Source organism: Streptomyces polyrhachis, assembly GCF_042663125.1.
GTDB classification, from domain to species: Bacteria; Actinomycetota; Actinomycetes; order Streptomycetales; family Streptomycetaceae; genus Streptomyces; species Streptomyces polyrhachii.
The window spans coordinates 150,699-173,928 of sequence record NZ_JBHSZO010000006.1; the positions used below are offsets into that span (position 1 = coordinate 150,699).

At 74.5% G+C, this 23,230-nt stretch carries 13 protein-coding genes and 1 CRISPR repeat array; of the genes, 9 read left to right on the plus strand and 4 right to left on the minus strand.

Translation table 11 applies throughout. The features are described from left to right. Position 1: 1 nt before the first annotated feature. Together cas1e and cas2e are read left to right on the plus strand one after the other, a co-directional pair. The gene (gene cas1e / locus ACFQLX_RS05995) at positions 2-988 is read left to right on the plus strand and encodes a type I-E CRISPR-associated endonuclease Cas1e (RefSeq protein ID WP_386412781.1); all 987 of its coding nucleotides are present in this window, start codon (positions 2-4) and stop codon (positions 986-988) included. Beyond that, positions 985-1,338: a type I-E CRISPR-associated endoribonuclease Cas2e gene (gene cas2e, locus ACFQLX_RS06000; RefSeq protein WP_386412784.1), complete on the plus strand. Its 354-nt coding sequence runs from the start codon at positions 985-987 to the stop codon at positions 1,336-1,338. Before cas1e ends, cas2e begins: the two co-directional genes overlap by 4 nt. Positions 1,339-1,431: 93 nt before the next feature. Beyond that, positions 1,432-8,625: direct repeats of the CRISPR family, unit length 29 nt; unit sequence GTGCTCCCCGCGCTCGCGGGGATGGTCCC. A gap of 134 nt (positions 8,626-8,759) precedes the next feature. On the opposite strand, the gene ACFQLX_RS06005 is transcribed toward cas2e, so the two are convergent. Genes ACFQLX_RS06005 through dhaK form a run of 3 tightly spaced genes read right to left on the minus strand, consistent with a single transcriptional unit; the run spans position 8,760 to position 10,824 of the window. Continuing rightward, positions 8,760-9,161, minus strand: coding sequence for a PTS-dependent dihydroxyacetone kinase phosphotransferase subunit DhaM (locus tag ACFQLX_RS06005; RefSeq protein ID WP_386412787.1), 402 nt, complete (start codon positions 9,159-9,161; stop codon positions 8,760-8,762). Beyond that, positions 9,154-9,774, minus strand: a complete 621-nt coding sequence (dhaL, locus tag ACFQLX_RS06010; protein ID WP_386412790.1) for a dihydroxyacetone kinase subunit DhaL — start codon at positions 9,772-9,774, stop codon at positions 9,154-9,156. The genes ACFQLX_RS06005 and dhaL overlap by 8 nt, the downstream gene beginning before the upstream one ends. A 57-nt stretch (positions 9,775-9,831) precedes the next feature. Continuing rightward, on the minus strand, positions 9,832-10,824 hold the full coding sequence (dhaK, locus tag ACFQLX_RS06015; RefSeq protein ID WP_386412793.1) for a dihydroxyacetone kinase subunit DhaK: 993 nt from the start codon (positions 10,822-10,824) through the stop codon (positions 9,832-9,834). Positions 10,825-11,069: 245 nt separating this feature from the next. Here dhaK and ACFQLX_RS06020 point away from each other — a divergent pair, with 245 nt between their 5' ends. The 4 genes from ACFQLX_RS06020 (at position 11,070) to ACFQLX_RS06035 (ending at position 16,915) form a co-directional block, all read left to right on the plus strand. Further along, positions 11,070-12,563 (plus strand): glutamate synthase subunit beta, encoded by a 1,494-nt coding sequence (locus ACFQLX_RS06020; RefSeq protein WP_386412795.1) that lies wholly within the window; start codon positions 11,070-11,072, stop codon positions 12,561-12,563. 123 nt (positions 12,564-12,686) lie between these two features. Further along, positions 12,687-13,589 (plus strand): oxygenase MpaB family protein, encoded by a 903-nt coding sequence (locus ACFQLX_RS06025; protein WP_386412798.1) that lies wholly within the window; start codon positions 12,687-12,689, stop codon positions 13,587-13,589. 11 nt (positions 13,590-13,600) lie between these two features. Beyond that, entirely contained in the window at positions 13,601-15,283 is a 1,683-nt protein-coding gene (locus ACFQLX_RS06030) for a serine/threonine-protein kinase (RefSeq protein WP_386412801.1), read from the plus strand. Between the two features lie 84 nt (positions 15,284-15,367). Further along, the gene (locus ACFQLX_RS06035) at positions 15,368-16,915 is read left to right on the plus strand and encodes a phytoene desaturase family protein (RefSeq protein WP_386412804.1); all 1,548 of its coding nucleotides are present in this window, start codon (positions 15,368-15,370) and stop codon (positions 16,913-16,915) included. Positions 16,916-16,937: 22 nt separating this feature from the next. On the opposite strand, the gene ACFQLX_RS06040 is transcribed toward ACFQLX_RS06035, so the two are convergent. Then, positions 16,938-18,698 (minus strand): serine hydrolase, encoded by a 1,761-nt coding sequence (locus tag ACFQLX_RS06040; protein WP_386412807.1) that lies wholly within the window; start codon positions 18,696-18,698, stop codon positions 16,938-16,940. Positions 18,699-18,940: 242 nt separating this feature from the next. On the opposite strand from ACFQLX_RS06040, the gene ACFQLX_RS06045 reads away from it, so the two are divergent. The 3 genes from ACFQLX_RS06045 to ACFQLX_RS06055 all read left to right on the plus strand — a co-directional run bounded on the left by ACFQLX_RS06045 (position 18,941) and on the right by ACFQLX_RS06055 (position 23,185). Continuing rightward, entirely contained in the window at positions 18,941-19,783 is an 843-nt protein-coding gene (locus ACFQLX_RS06045; protein ID WP_386412810.1) for an alpha/beta fold hydrolase, read from the plus strand. A 146-nt stretch (positions 19,784-19,929) separates the two neighbouring features. Continuing rightward, positions 19,930-20,169: a DUF397 domain-containing protein gene (locus ACFQLX_RS06050; protein ID WP_386412813.1), complete on the plus strand. Its 240-nt coding sequence runs from the start codon at positions 19,930-19,932 to the stop codon at positions 20,167-20,169. Positions 20,170-20,323: 154 nt separating this feature from the next. Beyond that, on the plus strand, positions 20,324-23,185 hold the full coding sequence (locus ACFQLX_RS06055; protein WP_386412816.1) for an ATP-binding protein: 2,862 nt from the start codon (positions 20,324-20,326) through the stop codon (positions 23,183-23,185). Positions 23,186-23,230: the final 45 nt, after the last annotated feature.

Here is a 23,230-nt window from a genome sequence, read left to right on the forward strand (position 1 = left end):
AGTGACCAGCATCTCCCGGCGCACCGCGCTCACTCCGCGCCAACTCACCAGGACCAGCGAACGGTTGTCGTTCGTCTACCTTGAGCGCTGCACGGTGCATCGCGACGCCCACGCCATCACGGCCGAGGACGCCGACGGCACCACCCACATCCCGTCGGCGACCATCGGCACCCTGCTCCTCGGCCCCGGCACCCGCATCACCCACCAGGCGATGAGCGTCCTCGGCGAGACCGGCGCCGCCGTGTGCTGGGTGGGGGAGCGGGGCGTGCGCTATTACGCCAGCGGCCGAGCCCTGACCCGCTCCTCCGCGCTCGTCGAGGCACAGGCCGTGCGGTGGGCGAACAACCGCAGCCGTCTGGCCGTCGCCCGAGCCATGTACCGCCTGCGGTTCCCCGACGAGGATCCGGCCGGCCTCACCCGCCAAGAACTCCTCGGCCGCGAAGGCCGCCGCGTCAAGGACTGCTACCGGGCCCAGTCGACCCGCACCGGCATTCCCTGGCGCGGACGCCGCTACACTCCCGGCGACTTCACCAGCGGAGACCCGGTGAACCAGGCCATCACCGCCGCCGCGCAGTGCATGTACGGCATCGCCCACGCGGTCGTCACATCGCTCGGCTGCAGCCCGGCTCTCGGCTTCATCCACTCCGGCCACGAACTGTCCTTCGTCCTGGACATCGCCGACCTCTACAAGACCGAGATCGGCATTCCGCTGGCCTTCGACGTCGCCGCAACGGACGAGGAGGACGTCGGCCCGCGTACCCGCCGGGCACTGCGGGACCGCATCAACGAGACGTCACTGCTGGACCGCTGTGTCAACGACATCAAACATCTCCTGCTGCCCGAAGCACCCCGGGCTGCCGCTACGTACGACGACCCCGACGTCGTCGCACTCCAAAGCGACGGCGGCCATACCGTCGCCGCAGGTCGCAACTACGGTGACGGGGCTGACGACCACTATGCCCATAGCGATACGGAGACGACCTGGTGACCGTCATCGTGCTCACCAACTGCCCGGTCGGTCTACGGGGCTTCCTTACCCGCTGGCTCCTCGAAATCTCGGCCGGAGTCTTCATCGGCAACCCCTCCGCGCGGATCCGCGACCTGCTCTGGAACGAGGTCCAGCAGTACGCCGGCCAAGGTCGCGCCCTCCTCGCCCACACCACGAACAACGAACAGGGCTTCGCCTTTCGAACTCACGACCACAGTTGGCATCCGGTCGACCGCGACGGCTTGACCCTGATCCACCGCCCGAGCGCCCAAGGGGATCGGAACGCTGACACGGCTGCCAGGAAAGGCTGGAGCAACGCGTCCAAGCGACGACGGTTCGGCAAAAGGTGATCATCCGATATGAGATTCTCATCCCTATTGTCGATTTCTGCGAAACTACCTCAGAATGACCTGCCGCCGTGACAAAACAGCAGGTCATAAAGTGTGCTCCCCGCGCTCGCGGGGATGGTCCCCGGCTCTCGGATCTCCTGCGAGGCCGCGGCGAGTGCTCCCCGCGCTCGCGGGGATGGTCCCGGCGAGTCCTCGGAGCGGGGGCGGTGCCGGCGGACCAGGAGCTGGTGCTCCCCGCGCTCGCGGGGATGGTCCCGGGTCGCTCACCGACCTGAGCACGGTGCCGCGGTGCTCCCCGCGCTCGCGGGGATGGTCCCGCGGTCGGTAGCTATCGGATGCTGTTCCGGCCGTGCTCCCCGCGCTCGCGGGGATGGTCCCCTGGAGTGGATGTCAGCGAGTTGGCCGCCCGTGTGCTCCCCGCGCTCGCGGGGATGGTCCCAGGGTCTGGGCGTCCTTCTTGTACGTCGACTCGTGCTCCCCGCGCTCGCGGGGATGGTCCCTTCCGGCCGGACGGGACGCCCTACGGGCAGGGGTGCTCCCCGCGCTCGCGGGGATGGTCCCTCCCGCAAGAGGGGCGAGTGGTGATGCCGATCGTGCTCCCCGCGCTCGCGGGGATGGTCCCGGGGCGACGGCGGCCTCCCAGCCCTGCGAGAGGTGCTCCCCGCGCTCGCGGGGATGGTCCCCCCACCACCGCCGCCGGACTCATCCCCGGCCAGTGCTCCCCGCGCTCGCGGGGATGGTCCGTATCGACCAACGTCGTGGACCGTGGCGCGGCCGTGCTCCCCGCGCTCGCGGGGATGGTCCCTGCTGGCCCGCCTTGTCGTCGGCCCGCCCGACGTGCTCCCCGCGCTCGCGGGGATGGTCCCGCGGGCGCGATCGCGCAGCGGCTCCAGACGTTGTGCTCCCCGCGCTCGCGGGGATGGTCCCGCGTCTACCAGGAGACATGGGGCATGTGGGCGGTGCTCCCCGCGCTCGCGGGGATGGTCCCGGCCAGGAAGAGACCGTGAAGAAGCGCCGCACGTGCTCCCCGCGCTCGCGGGGATGGTCCCAAGCCCCGGCCGATCTCGCAGATCTGAGGGAAGTGCTCCCCGCGCTCGCGGGGATGGTCCCGTGCCCGGCGGAACGCCGCCGTTCTCGAACCAGTGCTCCCCGCGCTCGCGGGGATGGTCCCCGCACCCGAAGACACCGAGGACGCGAACTCGCGTGCTCCCCGCGCTCGCGGGGATGGTCCTACGCCCCCGGCATGCGTCGCGTTCGCTCCGCCGTGCTCCCCGCGCTCGCGGGGATGGTCCCGACTCCTGCCGGTCGTCGACCTTCGTGTACAGGTGCTCCCCGCGCTCGCGGGGATGGTCCCACGGTGCGCTCGTCGATCGTGGTGGGGACGGTGTGCTCCCCGCGCTCGCGGGGATGGTCCCGTCATCACCGGCGGCGCATCCGCATCATCCGAGTGCTCCCCGCGCTCGCGGGGATGGTCCCGACCAGATGAACGGCGTGGCGAAGGACAAGGGGTGCTCCCCGCGCTCGCGGGGATGGTCCCGTGTACCGCCCGCTGACCGCCATGGTCAAACAGTGCTCCCCGCGCTCGCGGGGATGGTCCCATGTCCAGCAGAGCGGCGCCGGACGCGAGGGAGTGCTCCCCGCGCTCGCGGGGATGGTCCCGCTAGTGAGCGGCCCCCCGCGGGGAGCATCGCGTGCTCCCCGCGCTCGCGGGGATGGTCCCCCCGCCACCACCCCCGAGCCCACCGTGCGCCCGTGCTCCCCGCGCTCGCGGGGATGGTCCCGACCCACGCACCACCGAGCCCTCGGGCTCTCAGTGCTCCCCGCGCTCGCGGGGATGGTCCCACCGGCTCGACGCCGGTGATCAGCGCGGTGGAGTGCTCCCCGCGCTCGCGGGGATGGTCCCGCCGAGGTCATCATCCGCACGCTGATCAACGAGTGCTCCCCGCGCTCGCGGGGATGGTCCCTACCGGGAGGGCTGGGAGGGGCAGACGCAGCTGTGCTCCCCGCGCTCGCGGGGATGGTCCCGTGGCACGCGCCGACGGGGACAGCGCCGCCAGGTGCTCCCCGCGCTCGCGGGGATGGTCCCACCAACGGCGAGCTGACGCAGGCCGGGACGGCGGCGCTGGGTGCTCCCCGCGCTCGCGGGGATGGTCCCTGGACGGGCGCCCTGAACTGGCCGTCCGCTCAGTGCTCCCCGCGCTCGCGGGGATGGTCCGCCGACACCGCCGGGCGGGATCCAGCCGCCGGAGTGCTCCCCGCGCTCGCGGGGATGGTCCCTGCGTGCCCGCCGCCGCGTGCAGCGCCATCGCGTGCTCCCCGCGCTCGCGGGGATGGTCCCGCGCCGCCGCGGCCCGCGAATGCCTTCAGGGCGTGCTCCCCGCGCTCGCGGGGATGGTCCCACCCGCGCGGCCTCACCGGCGACCTTCCCGGTGTGCTCCCCGCGCTCGCGGGGATGGTCCCGACGGCAAGGGAGGTCGTAGCCATGGCTACACGTGCTCCCCGCGCTCGCGGGGATGGTCCCCAGCACTCCAGGATCGCCGCGGCGAACCCGGTGTGCTCCCCGCGCTCGCGGGGATGGTCCCACCTCATCGGCCAACTCGGTGCGGTTGTAGCGGTGCTCCCCGCGCTCGCGGGGATGGTCCCCCCCACCGCTGCCCCCGGCCCGCTACGGTAGAGTGCTCCCCGCGCTCGCGGGGATGGTCCCTCTTCGCTGATCAGGCGCCCGAGCGACGGGTTGTGCTCCCCGCGCTCGCGGGGATGGTCCCTGGATATTGATCATCGAGCCAACGCGGGATCCGTGCTCCCCGCGCTCGCGGGGATGGTCCCAGCGGTGCGCTGACCGAGCGGGAGTGGGAGCGGTGCTCCCCGCGCTCGCGGGGATGGTCCCCAGTCATCGGAGAACTTCTGCGCACTCAGGCCGTGCTCCCCGCGCTCGCGGGGATGGTCCCCAGAGTGCGCTTCGCGCATCGTTTAGGCCCTTGTGCTCCCCGCGCTCGCGGGGATGGTCCCCACACCGTTGCCAGCGGCAGCGATCGCATCCGGTGCTCCCCGCGCTCGCGGGGATGGTCCCTCCAGCTCCATGTCCGTCAGCGGCGCCAGGCGGTGCTCCCCGCGCTCGCGGGGATGGTCCCGTGGCCGGAGTCGACACATTGGTTGCTTCATTGTGCTCCCCGCGCTCGCGGGGATGGTCCCGGTCCGCGCACGATCCCTGACGTTTCGTAGTTGTGCTCCCCGCGCTCGCGGGGATGGTCCCGTCCCAGAGTGTGCGGCGGACCTAGATGCATTGTGCTCCCCGCGCTCGCGGGGATGGTCCCGTCATCAAGGCGGTATCGGTCGCGCGCTCAAGGTGCTCCCCGCGCTCGCGGGGATGGTCCCGAGGGAGTGGACATGCCGCAGTACATCGCGTGGTGCTCCCCGCGCTCGCGGGGATGGTCCCTTCACCATCGTCGGGCTGTTGATCAAGCATTGGTGCTCCCCGCGCTCGCGGGGATGGTCCCGGGGTGGTGTACCTGCGCCGGATCGCCGTACGGTGCTCCCCGCGCTCGCGGGGATGGTCCCCCACCTGCGATTCCGCTATACGGATCGCTGACGTGCTCCCCGCGCTCGCGGGGATGGTCCCGCAGCTGCGGTCAACGCGGCGTACGGATCGCTGTGCTCCCCGCGCTCGCGGGGATGGTCCCTCCCTCTTCAGCAGCTTGGCCCGCGCTTCGGCGTGCTCCCCGCGCTCGCGGGGATGGTCCCGTGCTGCTCCTGGGGATGGGTGGGGCTCGGTCGTGCTCCCCGCGCTCGCGGGGATGGTCCCTCCCGGCCCGGCATCAGCTGCGACAGGCGCCCGTGCTCCCCGCGCTCGCGGGGATGGTCCCGCGTCGGCGGCCACGATCCAGACCGCGCTGGAGTGCTCCCCGCGCTCGCGGGGATGGTCCTGAGACCCTGGCACTGGGGATCAATGGCCCCTCGTGCTCCCCGCGCTCGCGGGGATGGTCCCAGCAGCAAGACCATGCTGGGTGCTACCCAGAAGTGCTCCCCGCGCTCGCGGGGATGGTTCCTCTTGCCGCAGGGGAAACAGTTCGGTCAGCACGTGCTCCCCGCGCTCGCGGGGATGGTCCCTCCGGCGCGGCGGCGTCAGCGTGAACGGCGGCGTGCTCCCCGCGCTCGCGGGGATGGTCCCGAGCGCCCGGTCGGGGCCGACGCCGCCCCCGAGTGCTCCCCGCGCTCGCGGGGATGGTCCCTCGCGGGCTTTCAGTTCGGGCCTGTTGGGGTTGTGCTCCCCGCGCTCGCGGGGATGGTCCCCCCCACCCGTAACAGTGGCATGGCCTTGGATTCGTGCTCCCCGCGCTCGCGGGGATGGTCCCACGTCCACCGCCACGGGCATCGTGGCCGGCCGGTGCTCCCCGCGCTCGCGGGGATGGTCCCAGCCCTAGGTAGCGGTGCTGGAGGTCTTCGAGGTGCTCCCCGCGCTCGCGGGGATGGTCCCGGGTCAAGACCGCGATGCGGTTGCCCTTGGCCGTGCTCCCCGCGCTCGCGGGGATGGTCCCCCGGGCGACATCGTGGCGGGCGGAGTGGTGCTGTGCTCCCCGCGCTCGCGGGGATGGTCCCGCCGCGACCTGCCCCATCAGGTCGTCGCTCAAGTGCTCCCCGCGCTCGCGGGGATGGTCCCACCTGCATTTCGCCGAACTCGGTGAATCGCCAGATGTCGGTGCTCCCCGCGCTCGCGGGGATGGTCCCCGGCCCAGGTCGCCGTCGAACTTCGGGGTGCGGTGCTCCCCGCGCTCGCGGGGATGGTCCCTCTCTGACCTGCGGTTTCTCTGAGGCCGATGAGTGCTCCCCGCGCTCGCGGGGATGGTCCCTGGGACCGCGCCGTCCTGTCGCTGTGGTGCGGGTGCTCCCCGCGCTCGCGGGGATGGTCCCTCGCTGGACGGCTTCACCCAGACCCAGCGACGGTGCTCCCCGCGCTCGCGGGGATGGTCCTCATCGCCCCGTGTTCAGCAAGTGGACGCGAGAGTGCTCCCCGCGCTCGCGGGGATGGTCCCTCATCGCCGCGCCCGACCTGGACTGCCCGTCAGTGCTCCCCGCGCTCGCGGGGATGGTCCCACCCGAACCTCCGCGCGGGGGTGGCAGCGTCCGTGCTCCCCGCGCTCGCGGGGATGGTCCCGTGGAGTCCCGGGGCGGGCGAGGCGTGGTCGTGTGCTCCCCGCGCTCGCGGGGATGGTCCCCACGCCTGCATCGCGACCCTGCCACGCCCGTCGTGCTCCCCGCGCTCGCGGGGATGGTCCCGCTACTGGGACCTCGCCGACGACGCGGCCCGCGTGCTCCCCGCGCTCGCGGGGATGGTCCCGGTCTGACTTTCGCCCGTGGTGTCGAACAGGTGTGCTCCCCGCGCTCGCGGGGATGGTCCCGACATCAATTGGGCCCAGCACTTGCAGATCGGGTGCTCCCCGCGCTCGCGGGGATGGTCCCCACCCGATCACCGCACGTCCGCCGATAGCGTGGTGCTCCCCGCGCTCGCGGGGATGGTCCCTTGCTGCGCGCCGGGCCCTACCCAACGCACCGGTGCTCCCCGCGCTCGCGGGGATGGTCCCAGCCGTGGCGAAAACCCAAGCTGCCGCTGGCAGTGCTCCCCGCGCTCGCGGGGATGGTCCCAACTCCTTCGGCGCGTCGGGGGAACGCTGGCAGTGCTCCCCGCGCTCGCGGGGATGGTCCCTGGAACGGCTCGACGTCCGCCAGGACCGCCCGGTGCTCCCCGCGCTCGCGGGGATGGTCCCGCGATCGAGGCGGCCCTGTCCGCGCTGACCGCGTGCTCCCCGCGCTCGCGGGGATGGTCCCTGCGCGGGCCGGATCTTGGCAGCGCGCAGGGTGTGCTCCCCGCGCTCGCGGGGATGGTCCCGTGCGAGGAAGGGCTGTCTGCGGTCCGCGGTTGTGCTCCCCGCGCTCGCGGGGATGGTCCCGTCTCCTCATCGGCGAGTTCAGCGGTGAGGGCGTGCTCCCCGCGCTCGCGGGGATGGTCCCCGAATCCAGAATGAATCACCGGCGGCGAATGCGTGCTCCCCGCGCTCGCGGGGATGGTCCCTCCTCGGCACTCACACGCTCGGGGAACTCCTCGTGCTCCCCGCGCTCGCGGGGATGGTCCCTCAGGTACTGCGGCGTCGGGCTGCACCACGGTGTGCTCCCCGCGCTCGCGGGGATGGTCCCCTGCAACTGGGCTTCAAGTTCGTCCACCCGTTGTGCTCCCCGCGCTCGCGGGGATGGTCCCGACCAGCGAAATCAAGGAACGTGCCGCCGCCAGTGCTCCCCGCGCTCGCGGGGATGGTCCCTGGGACCGCGCGGTCCTCAGCTTGTGGTGTGGGTGCTCCCCGCGCTCGCGGGGATGGTCCCTGGACGAGAACGGGGTGTTCGTCCACCGTGAGGTGCTCCCCGCGCTCGCGGGGATGGTCCCCCGCCACGAAGACCAGGGAGGCGAAGAGGGAGGTGCTCCCCGCGCTCGCGGGGATGGTCCCGACCACTCCACCACGACCGTGTCCGTGCAGCGGTGCTCCCCGCGCTCGCGGGGATGGTCCCGGCGCCGGGTGGGCAGATCCTGCGCACCACCGGTGCTCCCTGCGCTCGCGGGGATGGTCCCGTGGCGTGAGGTCGCGCAGCGATAGCCCAATGGTGCTCCCCGCGCTCGCGGGGATGGTCCCCGCCTCGCTCACGGGTACGTCCTCCGGCAGGCGTGCTCCCCGCGCTCGCGGGGATGGTCCCGCACCGTCGTGCGCGCACGCGGACGCGCCGCAGTGCTCCCCGCGCTCGCGGGGATGGTCCCGGGGTCGTCGAGAATCCACACGCTGTCGGTGAGTGCTCCCCGCGCTCGCGGGGATGGTCCTGTCCAGAGGTCGCCGTCGCGATCCACATAGTCGTGCTCCCCGCGCTCGCGGGGATGGTCCCTCACGGCGTACGCGCGTGCGGATCGCCTGTTCGTGCTCCTCGCGCTCGCGGGGATGGTCCCGCGCGCACGCGGGAAGCTCCACCACGCGCGTAGTGCTCCCCGCGCTCGCGGGGATGGTCCCCAGTGCAGCGCGATCAACGGCAGCGCCAAGAAGTGCTCCCCGCGCTCGCGGGGATGGTCCCCAGCTCAACGCCAGCGCCCGCTCCCTGTTCAAGTGCTCCCCGCGCTCGCGGGGATGGTCCCTCAGCGGCGGCGGACACGTCGTCGCGCGCGCTGTGCTCCCCGCGCTCGCGGGGATGGTCCGTCCTCGCGCGCTTTCATCGCACCGCTGGACGGGTGCTCCCCGCGCTCGCGGGGATGATCCTGGGATACGGAGCCAGGTCAGCAGCAGAGCGACGTGTTCCCCGCGTTCGCGGGGGTGAGGGAGGGTGGGGAAAGGACACCGCCGGGCTTGGTCGGCGGTGATAACCGGGCCGGTCGTCCCCACCCCCTGCCGCCCTCACCCCTTGCGGTAGTCGTACGCCTCCCGTGCTGCCGACTCCACCGCCTCCAGATCGCCGCCCGCCGCCGCCGTGACCACCGCCGCTACCGTGCCCTCCACCAGCGGGGCGTCCAACAGGCGGGTGTCGGGCGGGAGTTCGTCCTCCTCGGTGAGGAGCGCCTGCACCGTGAGGACCGCGCTGCCCAGGTCGGCGAGGATCGCCACCCCCGCGCCGGCGTCCACCGCGTGGGCCGCCGCCGTGATGCGGTCCGCGTCCGTGCCGAAGGAGCCGTCGGCCGTGCCGCCCGCCGACGCGATTCGCTCGAAGCCGCCGCCCGCGAGTGCCACCGCCATCGCCGCCACCGACTCGGCGACCGCGGCGCTGTGCGAGACGACCACCACCCCCACCCGCTCACTCACCGGCGCCCCCGTCCGCCTCGGCGGCCGTCCGCGCCAGTGCCGCGACCAGCAGCGCCGCCGACGTCGCGCCCGGGTCCTGGTGGCCGACACTGCGCTCGCCCAGGTAGCTCGCGCGCCCCTTGCGGGCCCGCAGCGGGACGGTGGCGAGGGCGCCCTCCTCGGCGGCGGTACGGGCCGCCGCGTACCCGTCCGTGAGGGCCTCGACCGCCGGGGTCAGCGTGTCGATCATCGTCTTGTCCCCGGGCGCCGCGCCGCCGAGCTTCGCCACGGCCGCCACCCCGGTGGCGAGCGCCTCGCGCAGCTCCGCGTCGCTGACCCGCGGCGCCTCGCCGAGCGCCTTGCCCGTCGCCCGCAGTAGCGTGCCGTACAGCGGCCCCGACGCGCCGCCGACCTTCGAGATCAGCTGCCGTCCCGCCGTCGTGAGCACCGCGCCCGGAGTCTGCGGCGGCTCCGCCGCCAGCGACTGCGCGACGGCGGTGAACCCCCGCCGCATATTGACGCCGTGGTCGGCGTCGCCGATCGCGGAGTCCAACTCGGTGAGCCGGTCCGCCTCCTGGTCCACCGAGGCGGCCATGGCGAGCAGCCAGCGCCGGACGAACTCCGCGTCACGCACGACGGCGTCCCCTCCCCGCTCGGGGCCGGGCCCCTGCTCCGTACTCACATGCCCCACTCACATGCCCCACCGCAGCGCCGCCGTCCGCACCGGCGCGTCCCACAGCCGCAGCAGTTCCTCGTCCGCCCGGCAGAGCGTCACCGAGCAGCCGGCCATGTCCAGCGAGGTGACGTAGTTGCCGACCAGGGTGCGCGCCACCGGCACCCCGCGCTCCCGCAGCACCCGGTGCACCTCGGCGGCGAAGCCGTACAGCTCCAGCAGCGGCGTCCCGCCCATGCCGTTGACCAGCGCCAGCACCGGCCCCGCGCCGCCCAGGTCGGCCAGCACCGCGTCCACGGCGAAGTCCGCGATCTCCGCCGAGGTCATCATCGGACGGCGCTCGCGGCCCGGCTCCCCGTGGATGCCGACGCCCAACTCCAGCTCACCCGGCGGGAGATCGAAGGTCGCACTGCCCTTCGCCGGGGTCGTGCAGGCGGCCAGGGCCACGCCGAAACTGCGGGAGGACTCGTTGACCTGCCGGGCGAGCGCCTCCACCCGCTCCAGCGGCGCGCCCTCCTGGGCGGCCGCGCCGGCGATCTTCTCCACGAAGAGGGTGGCCCCGGTGCCGCGCCGGCCGGCGGTGTAGAGGCTGTCGGTGACGGCCACGTCGTCGTCGACCAGCACCTTGGCGACCTGGACGCCCTCGTCCTCGGCCAGCTCGGCGGCCATGTCGAAGTTGAGCACGTCACCGGTGTAGTTCTTCACCACGAACAGCACGCCCTGCCCGCTGTCCACCGCTGCCGCCGCCCGCGCCATCTGGTCGGGGACGGGCGAGGTGAAGACCTCACCGGGACAGGCCGCGTCCAGCATCCCCGGCCCGACGAACCCGCCGTGCAGCGGCTCGTGCCCCGACCCGCCCCCGGAGACCAGCCCCACCTTGTCCGCCACGGGCGCGTCCCCGCGGACGACCACCCGGTTCTCGACGTCGACCGTCAGCTCGGGATGCGCGGCGGCCATCCCGCGCAGGGCGTCGGCGACGACGCTCTCGGGCACGTTGATGAGCATCTTCATCGCTGCCTCCGGCTGCTGGGGGAACGGGGGTACGGGGGTACGGGGCGCTGCGCGCCATGACCGGTCCAGTATCACCACGCGGATGTGGCGCAGGCCACACCCGTGCAGGGGGCGTCGTGGCCCGTACGCACCCGCCCCGCCGCCTTGCGGAAGCCGCGCCCTCAGCGGATGCCCCATGTCGGCGGGCGTCGTAGAGTGGAAGTGGAACTGAGCTGCACCTGTGCCGCACCAGTAGGGGGCAGCCCGTGGCTGACCCGAAGGGATTCCTCACCACCCCGCGCCGGGTCTGGGCGCGCCGTCCCGTGGACGAGCGCGTGCTCGACTGGCGGGAGGTCTACGCGCCGCCGGGTGGAGCGTCCGGGCGTGAGCTGCCGCAGGTCAGCGTGCAGGCGGGGCGCTGTATGGACTGCGGGATCCCCTTCTGCCACCAGGAGTGCCCGCTGGGCAACCTCATCCCCGAGTGGAACGACTACGCCTACCGCGGCGACTGGCGCGCGGCGAGTGAGCGCCTGCACGCGACGAACAACTTCCCCGAGTTCACCGGGCGGCTGTGCCCCGCCCCCTGCGAGAGCGCCTGCGTGCTGGCGCTGGACGGGGCGCCGGTGGCCATCAAGAACGTCGAGCAGGCCATCGCCGACGAGGCGTGGGAGCGCGGACACACCGCCCCGAGGCCGCCCGGCCGCCACTCCGGCCGTACGGTCGCGGTGATCGGCTCGGGCCCCGCCGGGCTCGCCGCCGCCCAGCAGCTGACCCGCGCCGGGCACACGGTGGCGGTCTACGAGCGCGAGGACCGCCTCGGCGGGCTGCTGCGCTACGGCATCCCCTCCTTCAAGATGGAGAAGCACCACATCGACCGCCGGATCGGGCAGATGCGCCACGAGGGCACCAGATTCCGCACCGGCATCGAGATCGGCCGCGACCTCGACGCCGCCGGCCTGCGCCGCCGCTACGACGCGGTGGTCGTCGCCGTCGGAGCGGGCGCCTGGCGCGAACTGGCCGTCCCCGGGCGCCACTTGGACGGTATCCACCAGGCGATGGAGTTCCTGCCGATGGCCAACCGCGTGCAGGAGGGCGACTACGCCACCTCCCCGGTCAGCGCCGCCGGCAAGCACGTCGTCATCGTCGGCGGCGGCGACACCGGCGCCGACTGCCTGGGTACGGTCATCCGCCAGGGCGCCGAATCGGTCACCCAGCTCGACATCCACCCCATGCCGGGCGAGGACCGCCCCGCCCACCAGCCCTGGCCCGTCCACCCCAAGGTGCTGCGCGTCGAGCCCGCCCACGAGGAGGCCGGCGCCACCACCGGGCGCGGCGAGCACGGCCGCGTCTACGGGGTGGGCACCCTGCGCTTCGAGGGGGACGCGGCCGGCCGGGTCCGCGCGGCGTACCTGGCCCGGGTCGATCCCGCCGACCGTACGCCGCTGCCCGGCACCGAACGGGAGATCCCCGCCGGCCTCGTCCTCCTGGCCCTGGGCTTCGACGGCCCCGAGCCGGCCGCCGGACTGCTCGACGGGCTGGGCCTCACCCTGGCGGCGGACGGCTCCTTCGCCCGCGGGGAGGACTACACGGCCGGCCGCGAGGGGGTGTTCGTCGCCGGGGACGCGGGGCGCGGGCAGTCGCTGATCGTCTGGGCCATCGCCGAGGGACGGGCCTGCGCGGCGGCGGTCGACGCGTACCTCACGGGGGTGAACTCCCTGCCCTGGCCGGTGAGTCCGGGCGATCGGCCGCTTGCCGCCTGAGGGCTGCCACGTCACCGTCGGGTACGCGCACAACGCCCTCCCGAGCCCCCGGAGCCGGGGCGGTTCGCCCGCGAGGGCCGCGGGAAGATATCGGATGCCCTAGACCAACCCTGGAGGCACCCCATGGACCGCGACCCCGGTCTCTTCGGCCCGCACTCGGTGACCTGGCAGCTGCACAGCGACCCGGTGATGTGGATCGCCGGGGTGCGCGCGCTGTACCTCCAGGCGCTGCATCCGCGCGCGGTGCGCGGCGTCACGCAGAACTCCGACTTCCGCCAGGACACCTGGGGGCGGCTGATGCGCACCGCGGGCTTCGTCGGCACGCTCACGTACGGCACCACGCGGGCCGCCGAGCGAGCCGGGGCCAGGGTGCGCGGCATCCACCGCAGGCTCGACGCGCTCGACCCGGCGACGGGGGAGCGCTACCGGGTGGACGAGCCGGAGCTGCTCCTGTGGGTGCACTGCGCGGAGATCGACTCCTACCTGCACGTGGCACGCCGCTGCGGACTGCCGGTGAGCGACGCCCACGCCGACCGCTATGTGGACGAACAGCGCGCCGCCGCCCGGCTGGTGGGCCTCGATCCCGGAGAAGTGCCCGCCACCGAAGGGGAGTTGGCCGACTACTTCGAGAAGGTACGTCCCGGCCTCGCCGCCACGCAGGAGTCGGCGGACGTCTACGACTTCCTCCGGCGCCCCCCGATCCCGCCCCTGCTCGTACCCCTGCGCGAGGCCCTGTGGACGAAGCTCTCCGCCGTCGCCTACGGCACCCTCCCGCCCTGGGCCCACGCGTTGTACGGCCACCCGGCCCCGCCCCCCGCCACCGTCACCCGGCGGCTCACCGCCGTCGGCCGCATCCTGCGCGCCATCCCGCCGGAGGTGCGCTGGCGGCTGCCGCCCCGGCACATCCTGCGCGCCATGGACCGCCTCGGCCCGCACACCCGCCCCTCGCCCTCCCGCCTGCGCCGGGACCCCGCCATACTGGGCGGTGCTGTGCATGGGGCAGGCGGGGGAGACCTGTCCTCGTAGCAGGGGGGACGATGGCGCAGACCAGGCTCATCCAGGGCCGCTACCGGCTGATCGAGCTGATCGGCCGCGGCGGCATGGGCGAGGTCTGGCGGTCCCTGGACGAGTCGCTGGGCCGCCGGATCGCGGTGAAGGTCCTCAAGCCCGCCGGCGCGCACCGCGAGGAGCGCGAGGGGGCGGCCTTCACCACCGTGGTCCGCGAGCGCTTCCGGCGCGAGGCGCGGGTCGCCGCCGGGCTGCAGCACCGGGGCATCACCGTGGTGCACGACTTCGGCGAGGACCCCGGCAACGGCGGACTGCTCTACCTCGTCATGGAGTTGCTCGACGGCGCCAACCTCAGCCAGGCGCTGAGCGACGTCGGCGGGAAGCAGGGGCTGCCCGTCGGGGAGGTCGCCGACATCGCCGTGCAGATGGCCGCCGCCCTCGCCTACACCCATGACCAGGGCATCGTGCACCGCGATCTCAAGCCCGCCAACATCGTGCGCCTCGCGGACGGTTCGGTGAAGATCTGCGACTTCGGCATCGCCCGCCTCGCCCACGACATCGGCTTCACCGCCCGCGTCTCGGGCAGCGGGGTGGCGATGGGCACCCCGCACTACATGTCGCCGGAGCAGATCGCCGGCTCCGGTGTGGACCACCGCAGCGACCTGTACTCGCTGGGCTGCGTGCTGTACGAACTGGCCACCGGCGCCCCGCCGTTCGACCTGGGCGACTCCTGGTCGGTGCTCGTCGGACACCGGGACACCGAGCCCGTACCCCCGCGCACCCGGCGCCCGGAGGTGCCCGCGGAGCTGGACCGGCTGATCCTCGACCTGCTCGCCAAGGAGCCGCAGGACCGCCCGGCGGACGCCCACGAGATCGCGGGCAGGCTCGGGGGTGCTGCGAGTCCTCCCGCCGTGCCGCAGGCTCCCGCCGAGCCACCGCTGCCGGCCTGGGGCGCCGCCCTCACCGGCGGCCCCCACGCGCACGCCCGGCGCACGGGCGCCTCGCCGCCGGACTCCCTCGCCGGCCTCACCGCGCTCTGGACCCCGCCCGGCGGCATCCCGGCGCGCGGTGAGCGGGCCGGCGACACGCCCGACGACCGGACCCACGGGCTGCGTGAACGCCACGAGGCAGCCCTGGAGTCGGGCCGCCGGGGGGACTGGGCAAAGGCCCTCGGCAGCTTTCGCGAACTGGCCGGCGACTGCGAGCGCGAACTCGGCGCCGGACACACCGCCACCCTCGCCGCCCGCTACGAGGTCGGCATCTGCCTCGGCCGCACCGGCCACCTGGCGGAGGCACTGGAGCACTACGAGCGCCTCGCCGCCGACCGGGCCCGCCACAGCGGCCCCCACCACCCCGAGACCCTGCGCGCCCGCCACGGCCTGGGCGTGGCGCTGGGCCGCCTGGGCCGCTGGGAGGAGGCGCTGACCGCCGCCCGCGAGGTCGGCGCCGACCGCGAGGCGGCCCTCGGCGCCGACCACGACGACACGATCGCCAGCCGCCGCGAGACGGCCGTGGCGCTGGGCTGGCTGGGCCGCTGGCCGCAGGCCCTGGACAGCTACCGCGAGGTCGCGCGCGCCCGCGAGCACACCCTCGGGCCGCGCCACCCGGAGACCCGCGCGGCGCTGGCCGACGAGGCGCGCTGCCTGGAGCAGCTGGGGCGCGAGGCGGAGGCGAGGGAACTGCGCGGACGGCTGGCGGCGGCGGAACGGTGAGGTGGGCGGCGCCTACGGGGTGGGCGTCCGCCGCCACCCCGCCGACCCGTAGCCAGAAGTGATCTCCCCGTGCTACCAAGGGCCATGCCCACCTCGTACGACGTCGTGATCGTCGGCGGAGGCCACAACGGCCTGGTCGCCGCCGCCTACCTCGCCCGCGCCGGACGCACCGTGCTGCTGCTGGAGCGGCTCGGCCGCACCGGCGGCGCGGCCGTCTCCACCCGGGCCTTCGCGGGCGTGGACGCGCGCCTGTCGCGCTACTCGTACCTGGTGAGCCTGCTGCCGCGGAAGATCGTCGACGAGCTGGGGCTGGACTTCGCCGTCCGCAAGCGCCGCGTCTCCTCCTACACCCCCGTGCGGCGCGACGGCCGCGAGAGCGGGCTGCTCGTCTCCGGCGCCGCCGCGACCCGCGAGTCCTTCGCCCGACTGACCGGCACCGACCGCGAGTTCGACACCTGGCAGCGCTTCTACGCCATGACCCGGCGCGTCGCCGAGCGCGTCTTCCCCACCCTCACCGAGCCGCTGCCCGAGCGCGCCGAGCTGGAGCGCCGCATCGGGGACGCGGAGGCGTGGGAGTCCCTCTTCGTACGGCCCCTGGGCGAGCGTATCGAGGCCGACTTCGCCGACGACCTGGTCCGGGGGGTGGTCCTGACGGACGCCCTGATCGGCACCTTCGCCGGCGCCCACGACCCCTCCCTGCGCCAGAACCGCTGCTTCCTCTACCACGTCGTCGGCGGCGGCACCGGCGACTGGGACGTCCCCGTGGGCGGCATGGGCTCCCTCACCGACGCCCTGGCCCGCGCCGCGCGCGCGGCCGGCGCCGAGCTGCGTACCGGACATGAGGTGACGGCCCTGGCCACCGACGGGCGCCGCGCGGAGGTCACCTACCGTACGGCCGACGGCGAGGCGACCGTCGGCGCCGGGCAGGTGCTGGTCAACGCCTCACCGCAGGCGCTGGCGGAGCTGCTGGGCGAGGCGGCGCCCGAGCCGGCCGAGGGCGCGCAGCTGAAGGTCAACATGCTGCTGACCCGGCTGCCCCGGCTGCGCGACCAGGGCGTCGACCCGCGCGAGGCGTTCGCCGGCACCTTCCACATCGCCGAGGGGTACGGGGCGCTGGAGACCGCCTACCGGGAGGCCGCCGCCGGCCGGCTGCCCACCGCCCCGCCCTCGGAGATCTACTGCCACTCGCTGACCGACCCCTCGATCCTCGGCCCCGAACTGGCCGCCGCCGGCTACCAGACCCTCACGCTCTTCGGCCTGCACACCCCCGCCCGCCTCTTCGCCCGCGACAACGCGGCGGTACGCGAGGAACTGCTCAAGGCGACCCTGGCCCAGCTCGACGCGGTCCTGGACGAGCCCCTCGCCGACTGCCTGGCGGTGGACGCCGAGGGGCGCCCCTGCATCGAGGCGAAGACACCGCTGGACCTGGAGCACGAGCTGCGGCTGCCCGGCGGCAACATCTTCCACCGCGACCTCGCCTTCCCGTACGCGGACGCGGAGGCGCCCACCGGCCGCTGGGGGGTGGAGACCGCCCACGCCAATATCCTGCTCTGCGGCGCGGGCGCGGTCCGCGGCGGCGGCGTCAGCGGCATCCCCGGCCACAACGCCGCGATGGCGGCGCTGGGCCGGTAACGCCTCTGCCCGGTAAGCGACTTCAGTCGCTTGAGACCGTCCAGCCCACGGCCTCGACGCGGGCGGCGTCCGCCTGGCGGGCGTCGGAGAAGGCGAGGGTGTCGCCGTCCTCGACGCGCACCTCGTCCACGTACACCCCGCGCCCCACGTAGCGCAGATCCGTGGTGTAGCGCCAGCGCAGCCGCACCGGCCGGCCCCGCCAGGCGGCGAGGGGGGCGCTCGCCCGGTGCCAGACGCGGCCCGCGTAGCCGTCCGCGCTGCCGGCCGGGTGCGCCACCGCGTCGGCGCCCGGCGCGGCGGTGGAGAACGGCACCGGCGTCCAGGTGGCGCCGCCGTCGTCGGACGCCTCCAGGACGACCGGGTCCCAGACCGGCTCGGTGTCCCACCACAGCGCGAAGCCCAGCCGCGCGCCCGGCCCCCGCACGGTCAGCTCGGGGAGGGTGAGGGTCGCCGTGGTCTGGCTGGCCGTCCCGCTGAACCAGGCGCCCCCGCCGTCCACCGGAGCCACCGGCACCGCGCGTGCCAGGTTCGTGCCCGCAGCGACCCGGGGGGCGCTTCCGGAGCGCCAACTGCGCACCGGGTGGACGGAGTTGCCCAGCACGATGAGGAAGCTGTCCGTGCTGGGGTCGATGACCAGGCTCGTCCCGGTGAAGCCCGTGTGGCCGGCGGCTTTCGGGGTGGCCATGGCGCCCATGAACCAGTGCTGGTACAGCTCGAAGCCGAGCCCGTGCTCGTCGCCGGGGAAGGCGGCGTTGAAGTCGGTGAACATCAGCCGCACCGACTCCTCCGCCAGGACGCGGACCTGCCCGTACGCCCCGCCGTTGAGCAGCGTGCGGCACAGGACCGCCAGGTCCCAGGCGGTGGAGAAGACCCCCGCGTGGCCGGCGACGCCGCCGAAGGAGTAGGCGTTCTCGTCGTGCACCTCGCCCCAGACCAGCCCGCGCTCCAGCCCCGACCAGGGCAGCCGCGCGTCCTCCGTCGCGGCGATGCGCGGCTTCCACTCGGCGGGCGGGTTGTAGCGGGTGTGGCGCATCCCGAGCGGCCCGGTGATGTCCCGCGCCAGCAGCTCGTCCAGCCTGCGGCCGGTGATCCTCTCCAGCACCAGCTGCAGGGTGATCAGGTTGAGGTCGGAGTAGAGGTACCTGGTGCCCGGCGGGTTGAGCGGCTTCTCGTTCCACAGCCGCTGCAGCTTCGCCTCCCAGGTCGGCTCGCGGAAGAGCGGGATCCAGGAGGTGAACCCGGAGGTATGGGTGAGGAGTTGGAGGATCGTGATGTCCTGCTTGCCCGCCGCGCCGAACTCCGGGAGGTACGAGGCGACGGCCGCCTCCAGCTCCAGCGCGCCGCGCTCGATCTGCTGCACGGCCAGCAGCGACGTGAACAGCTTGGAGACGGAGGCCAGATCGAAGACCGTGTCCATCGACATGTCGATCTGCTGCTCCGCCGGGAACTCCACGCCCGTGTCGGTGGCCTCGTCGTAGCGCTCGTAGCGCAGCGCCTTGCCGATGGCCTGCTCCAGCGCCACCGTGCGCCCGCGCCCGGCGAGGAGCACCGCCCCCGCGTACCAGGGGTGCTTGGGGCTCGGGTCCAGATAGGCGCGGGAGTCCGCCACCAGCTTGTCGAGGTACGGGGCCAGCAGCCGCGCGTCCTGGGCACTGCCGCGCCGCAGCACAGGGGTGGCGGCGGGGTCCCCGGCCGCGGCGCTGTCCAAACCTGCCGCCACCGCAGGGGTGTTGCCTCCCAGCACCATCAACCCTCCACCCAGCGCGACGACTCCAGCCCCCATCCCCGCCCCGAACTGCCTACGGCTGATCCCTCGACCCGTAGCCGCCTCGTCCACGATCCCACCCCACGTGTGAAATTTACTTTCGCCGGTCGGAGTTCCGGTGAAACTTTCTTCCGGCCGGGGCGCGCTGTCAAGGAGTCGAAACGATCTGATCGGGGCGTGGCGACCCACGACCCCGCCCCGCCTCCCGCTCCCGCGCAAAGCAGTTGGCCCGCCGTGCCCCGACCTGGCACGATCCGCGGATGCACATCTTCACCGCACCCGACGGCACCGAGCTGGCGTACCACGTCAAAGGCCGGGGCGAGCCGCTGATCTGCCTCCCCGGCGGCCCCATGCGCGCCAGCGCCTACCTGGAGGACCTGGGCGGACTCGACGCCCACCGCCGGCTGATCCTCCTCGACCTGCGCGGCACGGGGAAGTCCGCCGTCCCGGAGGATCCCGCCACCTACCGCTGCGACCGGCAGACCGGCGACGTCGAGGCGCTGCGTGTCCACCTCGGCCTGGAGCGCGTCGACCTCCTCGCCCACTCCGCCGGCAGCAACCTGGCCCTGCTGTACGCACTGGCGCACCCCGCACGCGTCCGCCGGATGGCCCTCCTCGCCCCCGCCCTGCGCGCCCTCGGCCAGGTCTCCTCGATCGACCGCTGGCGCGAGCACACCGAGCACCGCGCGGGGGAGCCCTGGTACCCGGCGGCGCGCGCCGCGCTGGAGCGGATCGCCGCCGGCGCCGACACCGACGAGGTGTGGGACGCCGTCGGCCCGTTCTTCTTCGGCCGCTGGACGGACGCCGCACGCCGCAGCGAGGCCGGCGCCGCCGCGCAGGTCAACGAGGCCGCCGCGGAGGTCTACTACGAGCCGGGCACCTTCGACGTACCGGCGATCCGCACCGCCGCGGCCGCACTGCCCGTCCCGGTCCTCCTGCTCTCCGGCGCGTACGACTGGAACCCGCGTCCCTCGGACGCCCAGGACGCCGCCGCGCTCCTGCCGGGCGGCCGGCACGTCCTGCAGCCCGGGGCGGTGCACATGCCCTGGGTGGACGACGGGCCCTTCGTGGCGCGGCAGGTGGAGTCCTTCCTCGCGGAGTGAGCCGATCCGGGGGCGGATCCGTCGCGCCCGCCCGTCAACCTGCCGAAGCAGGGGGCGCGTTGGAGGGGAAGCGGGCGTGTGACCTGTCGCACACGGGGTGTGCTGGATAGGCTGGCGGCCGGAGTTGGACCGGGAGGAGTAGGCACGTGGCCGAGAGCACCACTGAACACCCCGTGGCGGGGCGGGAGAAGCCGCAGCTCGACCTGTCGGACGCGCAGTGGCAGTCCGGCAGCCAGGGCGTGGGCGACGTCCAGGTCGCCTTCGTCGAGGGCTACATCGCCATGCGCGACGGACGCAACCCGCAGGGCCCGGCGCTCGTCTTCACCCCGGCGGAGTGGCGCGCCTTCGTACTGGGCGCCAGAGACGGCGAGTTCGACCTCACGTAGGGGTGGGCGCGGGGTCCGCGTCCGCGCCGGATCGGCCGTGCACCAATCCCCTCCGACGGGTCACCGCCGCGTACCCGGAGGCGTACGCTCAGTGCTCACGCACAGGCGTACACACCTCCGTGTACGCGGCGTAGCGAGTCGCGGTGATGCCCTCATGTCCGACAACCGGCTGCTCGAACGTGAACCGGAGCTGCGGGCCGTCGACGAGGCCCTGCACGCCCTCACCGGGCTGCGCGACGCCGGCCGCCCCGCCGCCCGCCGCGGCGGCGTCCTCGCGGTGGCCGGGCACGCCGGATTCGGCAAGACCACCCTGCTGGCCCACGTCCGCGACCGCGCCGCCGCGCTGGGCTGCACCGTGCTGTTCGCCCGCGGCGGCGACCAGGAGCAGCGCGTCGCCTTCCACGTCGCGCGCCAGCTGCTGCAGCCCCGACTCGCCCGCTACGGCGAGGAGGAGCTGCACCGCACCCTGGGCGGCTGGTACGGCATCGTCGGCCCGGCGCTCGGCCTGACCGACGGCTCCGGCGGCGCCCCGCCCGACCCCCAGGGACTCGCCGACGGCCTGGACTGGGTGCTCACCCACCTCGCCACCCACCGCGCCCCCCTCGTCCTCGTCCTGGACGACGCCCACTGGGCCGACGCCGAGTCGCTGGGCTGGCTGACCTCCTTCGCGCCGCGCGCCGAGGAGCTGCCGATGCTGATCGTCGCCGCCTACCGGCCGGAGGAACTCCCCGACCACGCCGAGGCGTTCCGCGCCCTCCCGGGCCGCGCCGGACACCGCCCGCTGGGCCTGGAGCCGCTCACCGCCCCCGCCGTCGCCGAGCTGGTCCGCGCCCGCATCGGCCCCGAGGCCGACGACGCCTTCTGCCGCGAGTGCTGGGCGGTCACCGCCGGAAACCCCTTCGAGGCCGTCGAACTCACCGCCCGCGTCCGCGACCGCGCACTGCGCCCCGACGAGTCCAGCGCCCACCTGCTGCGCGACCTGGCCGCCGCCGCCAAGGGCAGCGGGCTGGCCCGGCGCCTGGAGCGGCTGGGCACCTCCACCGTCCGCTTCGCCTGGGCCTGCGCCGTCCTGGGCACCGAGATCGCCCCGCCGCTGGCCGCCGCCGTCGCCGGGATGGGCACCGAGGAGGCGCTCGACGCGGCCGACCGGCTGCGCGCGGCCCGGATCCTCACCGGCGCCGACACCCTGCAGTTCGTCCACCCGCTGATCGCCACCGCCGTCTACCGCGCCATCCCCGACGCCGTGCGCGTCGCCCTGCACGGACAGGCCGCCTGGTGCGTGGTCGACCGGGGGGCGGGCGCCTGCGCCGCCGCCCGCCACCTGCTGGAGACGCACCCCGAGGCCGACCCCTGGGTGGTGCGCCAACTGCGCGAGGCCGCCCGCGAGACCCTGCGCGCCGGCGCGCCCGACACCGCCCGCTCCTACCTCGACCGCGCCCTGCGCGAACCACCCCCGCCGGAGGAACGCGCCGCCGTGCTCTACGAGTTGGGCTGCTCCTCCACGCTCACCGAGCCCGCCACCACCGTCAACCACCTGCGCGCCGCCCTGGACGAGGCGGGCTCCGACCCGGAGCTGCGCAACGCCATCGTCTACCGCCTCTCCCAGACCCTCGCGCACGCCGACCGCCTGGTGGAGGCCTCCGAGGTGGTCGCCCAGGGCGCCCGTACGGTGACCGACGCGCGCAGCCGGCTGCGGATGCGCGCCGAGCAGTTCATGTGGGACGCCTTCCGCGCCGACGAGCCCGACTCCCCGGCGCGCTCGCGCCGCCTGACCCTGCTGGCCGACCGCCTCTCCGGCCGCGACCTCACCGAGCGCTACATCATCGGCCTGCGCGCCTGGGACGCCACCTTGCGCGCCGAGCCCGCCGAGACCGCCGTCGGCCACGCCGAGCGGGCCCTGCGCGGCGGCCTGGACTGGGCGGACGGCGAGCGCGGCTTCGAGGTGCCCATCCTGGCCGCCCTGGCCTTCATGTACGCCGACCGGCCCGGCCGTACCGAGGAGCTGTTCGCCGAGGGCATCGCCGCCTTCGAACGGCAGGGCTGGCGCGGCGCCCACCTCTCCTTCGGCTACACCCTGCTGGGCTACGTGCGCTACCGCCGCGGCCGCCTCCACGAGGCCGAGGACTTCACCCGCGACGGACTGGCCCTCGCCGAGCGGGTGGGCCGCCACACCCCCGCCCAGTGGTACGCCGTCGCCATCCTGATCGAGGTCCTCCTCGCCCGCGGTCGGCCCGGCGAGGCGGCCCGCCTGGCCGAGGAGTACGACTTCCGCGAGCCGCGCCCGGTGGCCGTCGTCTTCCCCGACGCGCAGACCGTGTACGGCGAACTGCTCCTGGCCACCGGGGAGTCCGGCCAGGCCGCCGTCCACCTGGCCGCGGCCGGCCGGCGCCTGTCGCGGCGCGGCATCCGCAACCCGTCCTGGTGCCCCTGGCAGCTGCGCCTCGCCCAGGCCGAGCTGCCCGACGCCCCCGAGCGGGCGCTGCGGCACGCCAGGGAGGGCCTGGCCGCCGCCCGCCAGTACGGCGCGCCCTCCGCCATCGGCCAGGCGCTGCGCACCACCGCCCACGTATCGCCGCCCGCCGAGCGGCCCAAGCTGCTGCAGGAGGCCGTCGAGCACCTGGAGCGCTCGCCCGCCGGATACGAACTGGCGCTCGCCCTCGTGGAGCACGCCACCGCCCTGCGCGCCGCCGGGCAGCCGTGCGAGGCCGCCGAGCAGCTCTACCGGGGGCTGGAGGGGGCCCTCGACTGCGGGGCCGACGGCCTCGCCGAGCGGGCCCGCGGCGAACTCGCCGCGGCGGGCCTGCGCCCGCGCCGGCTGCGCACCACCGCCACCGACACGCTCAGCGCCCAGGAGCGGGCCGCCGCCGAACGCGCCGCGCGCGCGATGCCCCACCAGCGCATCGCCGCGGAGCTGGACACCGACGAGCGGACGGTGGCACTGCTGCTGTCGGCGGTCTACCGCAAGGTCGGCACCGACCCCGCGGGCCTGGCGCAGGCACTGGCGCCTGCTCCGTGACGCCCTCCCGGCGCCGCTTCCGGCGTCGCCCCTGAACACCGGCCG

Bases quoted from the DNA above. Each gene is read 5' to 3' on its own strand.
- dhaK (WP_386412793.1), bottom strand. From the start codon at position 10,824: ATGAAGATGCTCATCAACGTGCCCGAGAGCGTCGTCGCCGACGCCCTG.
- ACFQLX_RS06025 (WP_386412798.1), top strand. From the start codon at position 12,687: ATGGACCGCGACCCCGGTCTCTTCGGCCCGCACTCGGTGACCTGGCAG.
- ACFQLX_RS06030 (WP_386412801.1), top strand. From the start codon at position 13,601: ATGGCGCAGACCAGGCTCATCCAGGGCCGCTACCGGCTGATCGAGCTG.
- ACFQLX_RS06035 (WP_386412804.1), top strand. From the start codon at position 15,368: ATGCCCACCTCGTACGACGTCGTGATCGTCGGCGGAGGCCACAACGGC.
- ACFQLX_RS06040 (WP_386412807.1), bottom strand. From the start codon at position 18,698: ATGGGGGCTGGAGTCGTCGCGCTGGGTGGAGGGTTGATGGTGCTGGGA.
- ACFQLX_RS06045 (WP_386412810.1), top strand. From the start codon at position 18,941: ATGCACATCTTCACCGCACCCGACGGCACCGAGCTGGCGTACCACGTC.
- ACFQLX_RS06055 (WP_386412816.1), top strand. From the start codon at position 20,324: ATGTCCGACAACCGGCTGCTCGAACGTGAACCGGAGCTGCGGGCCGTC.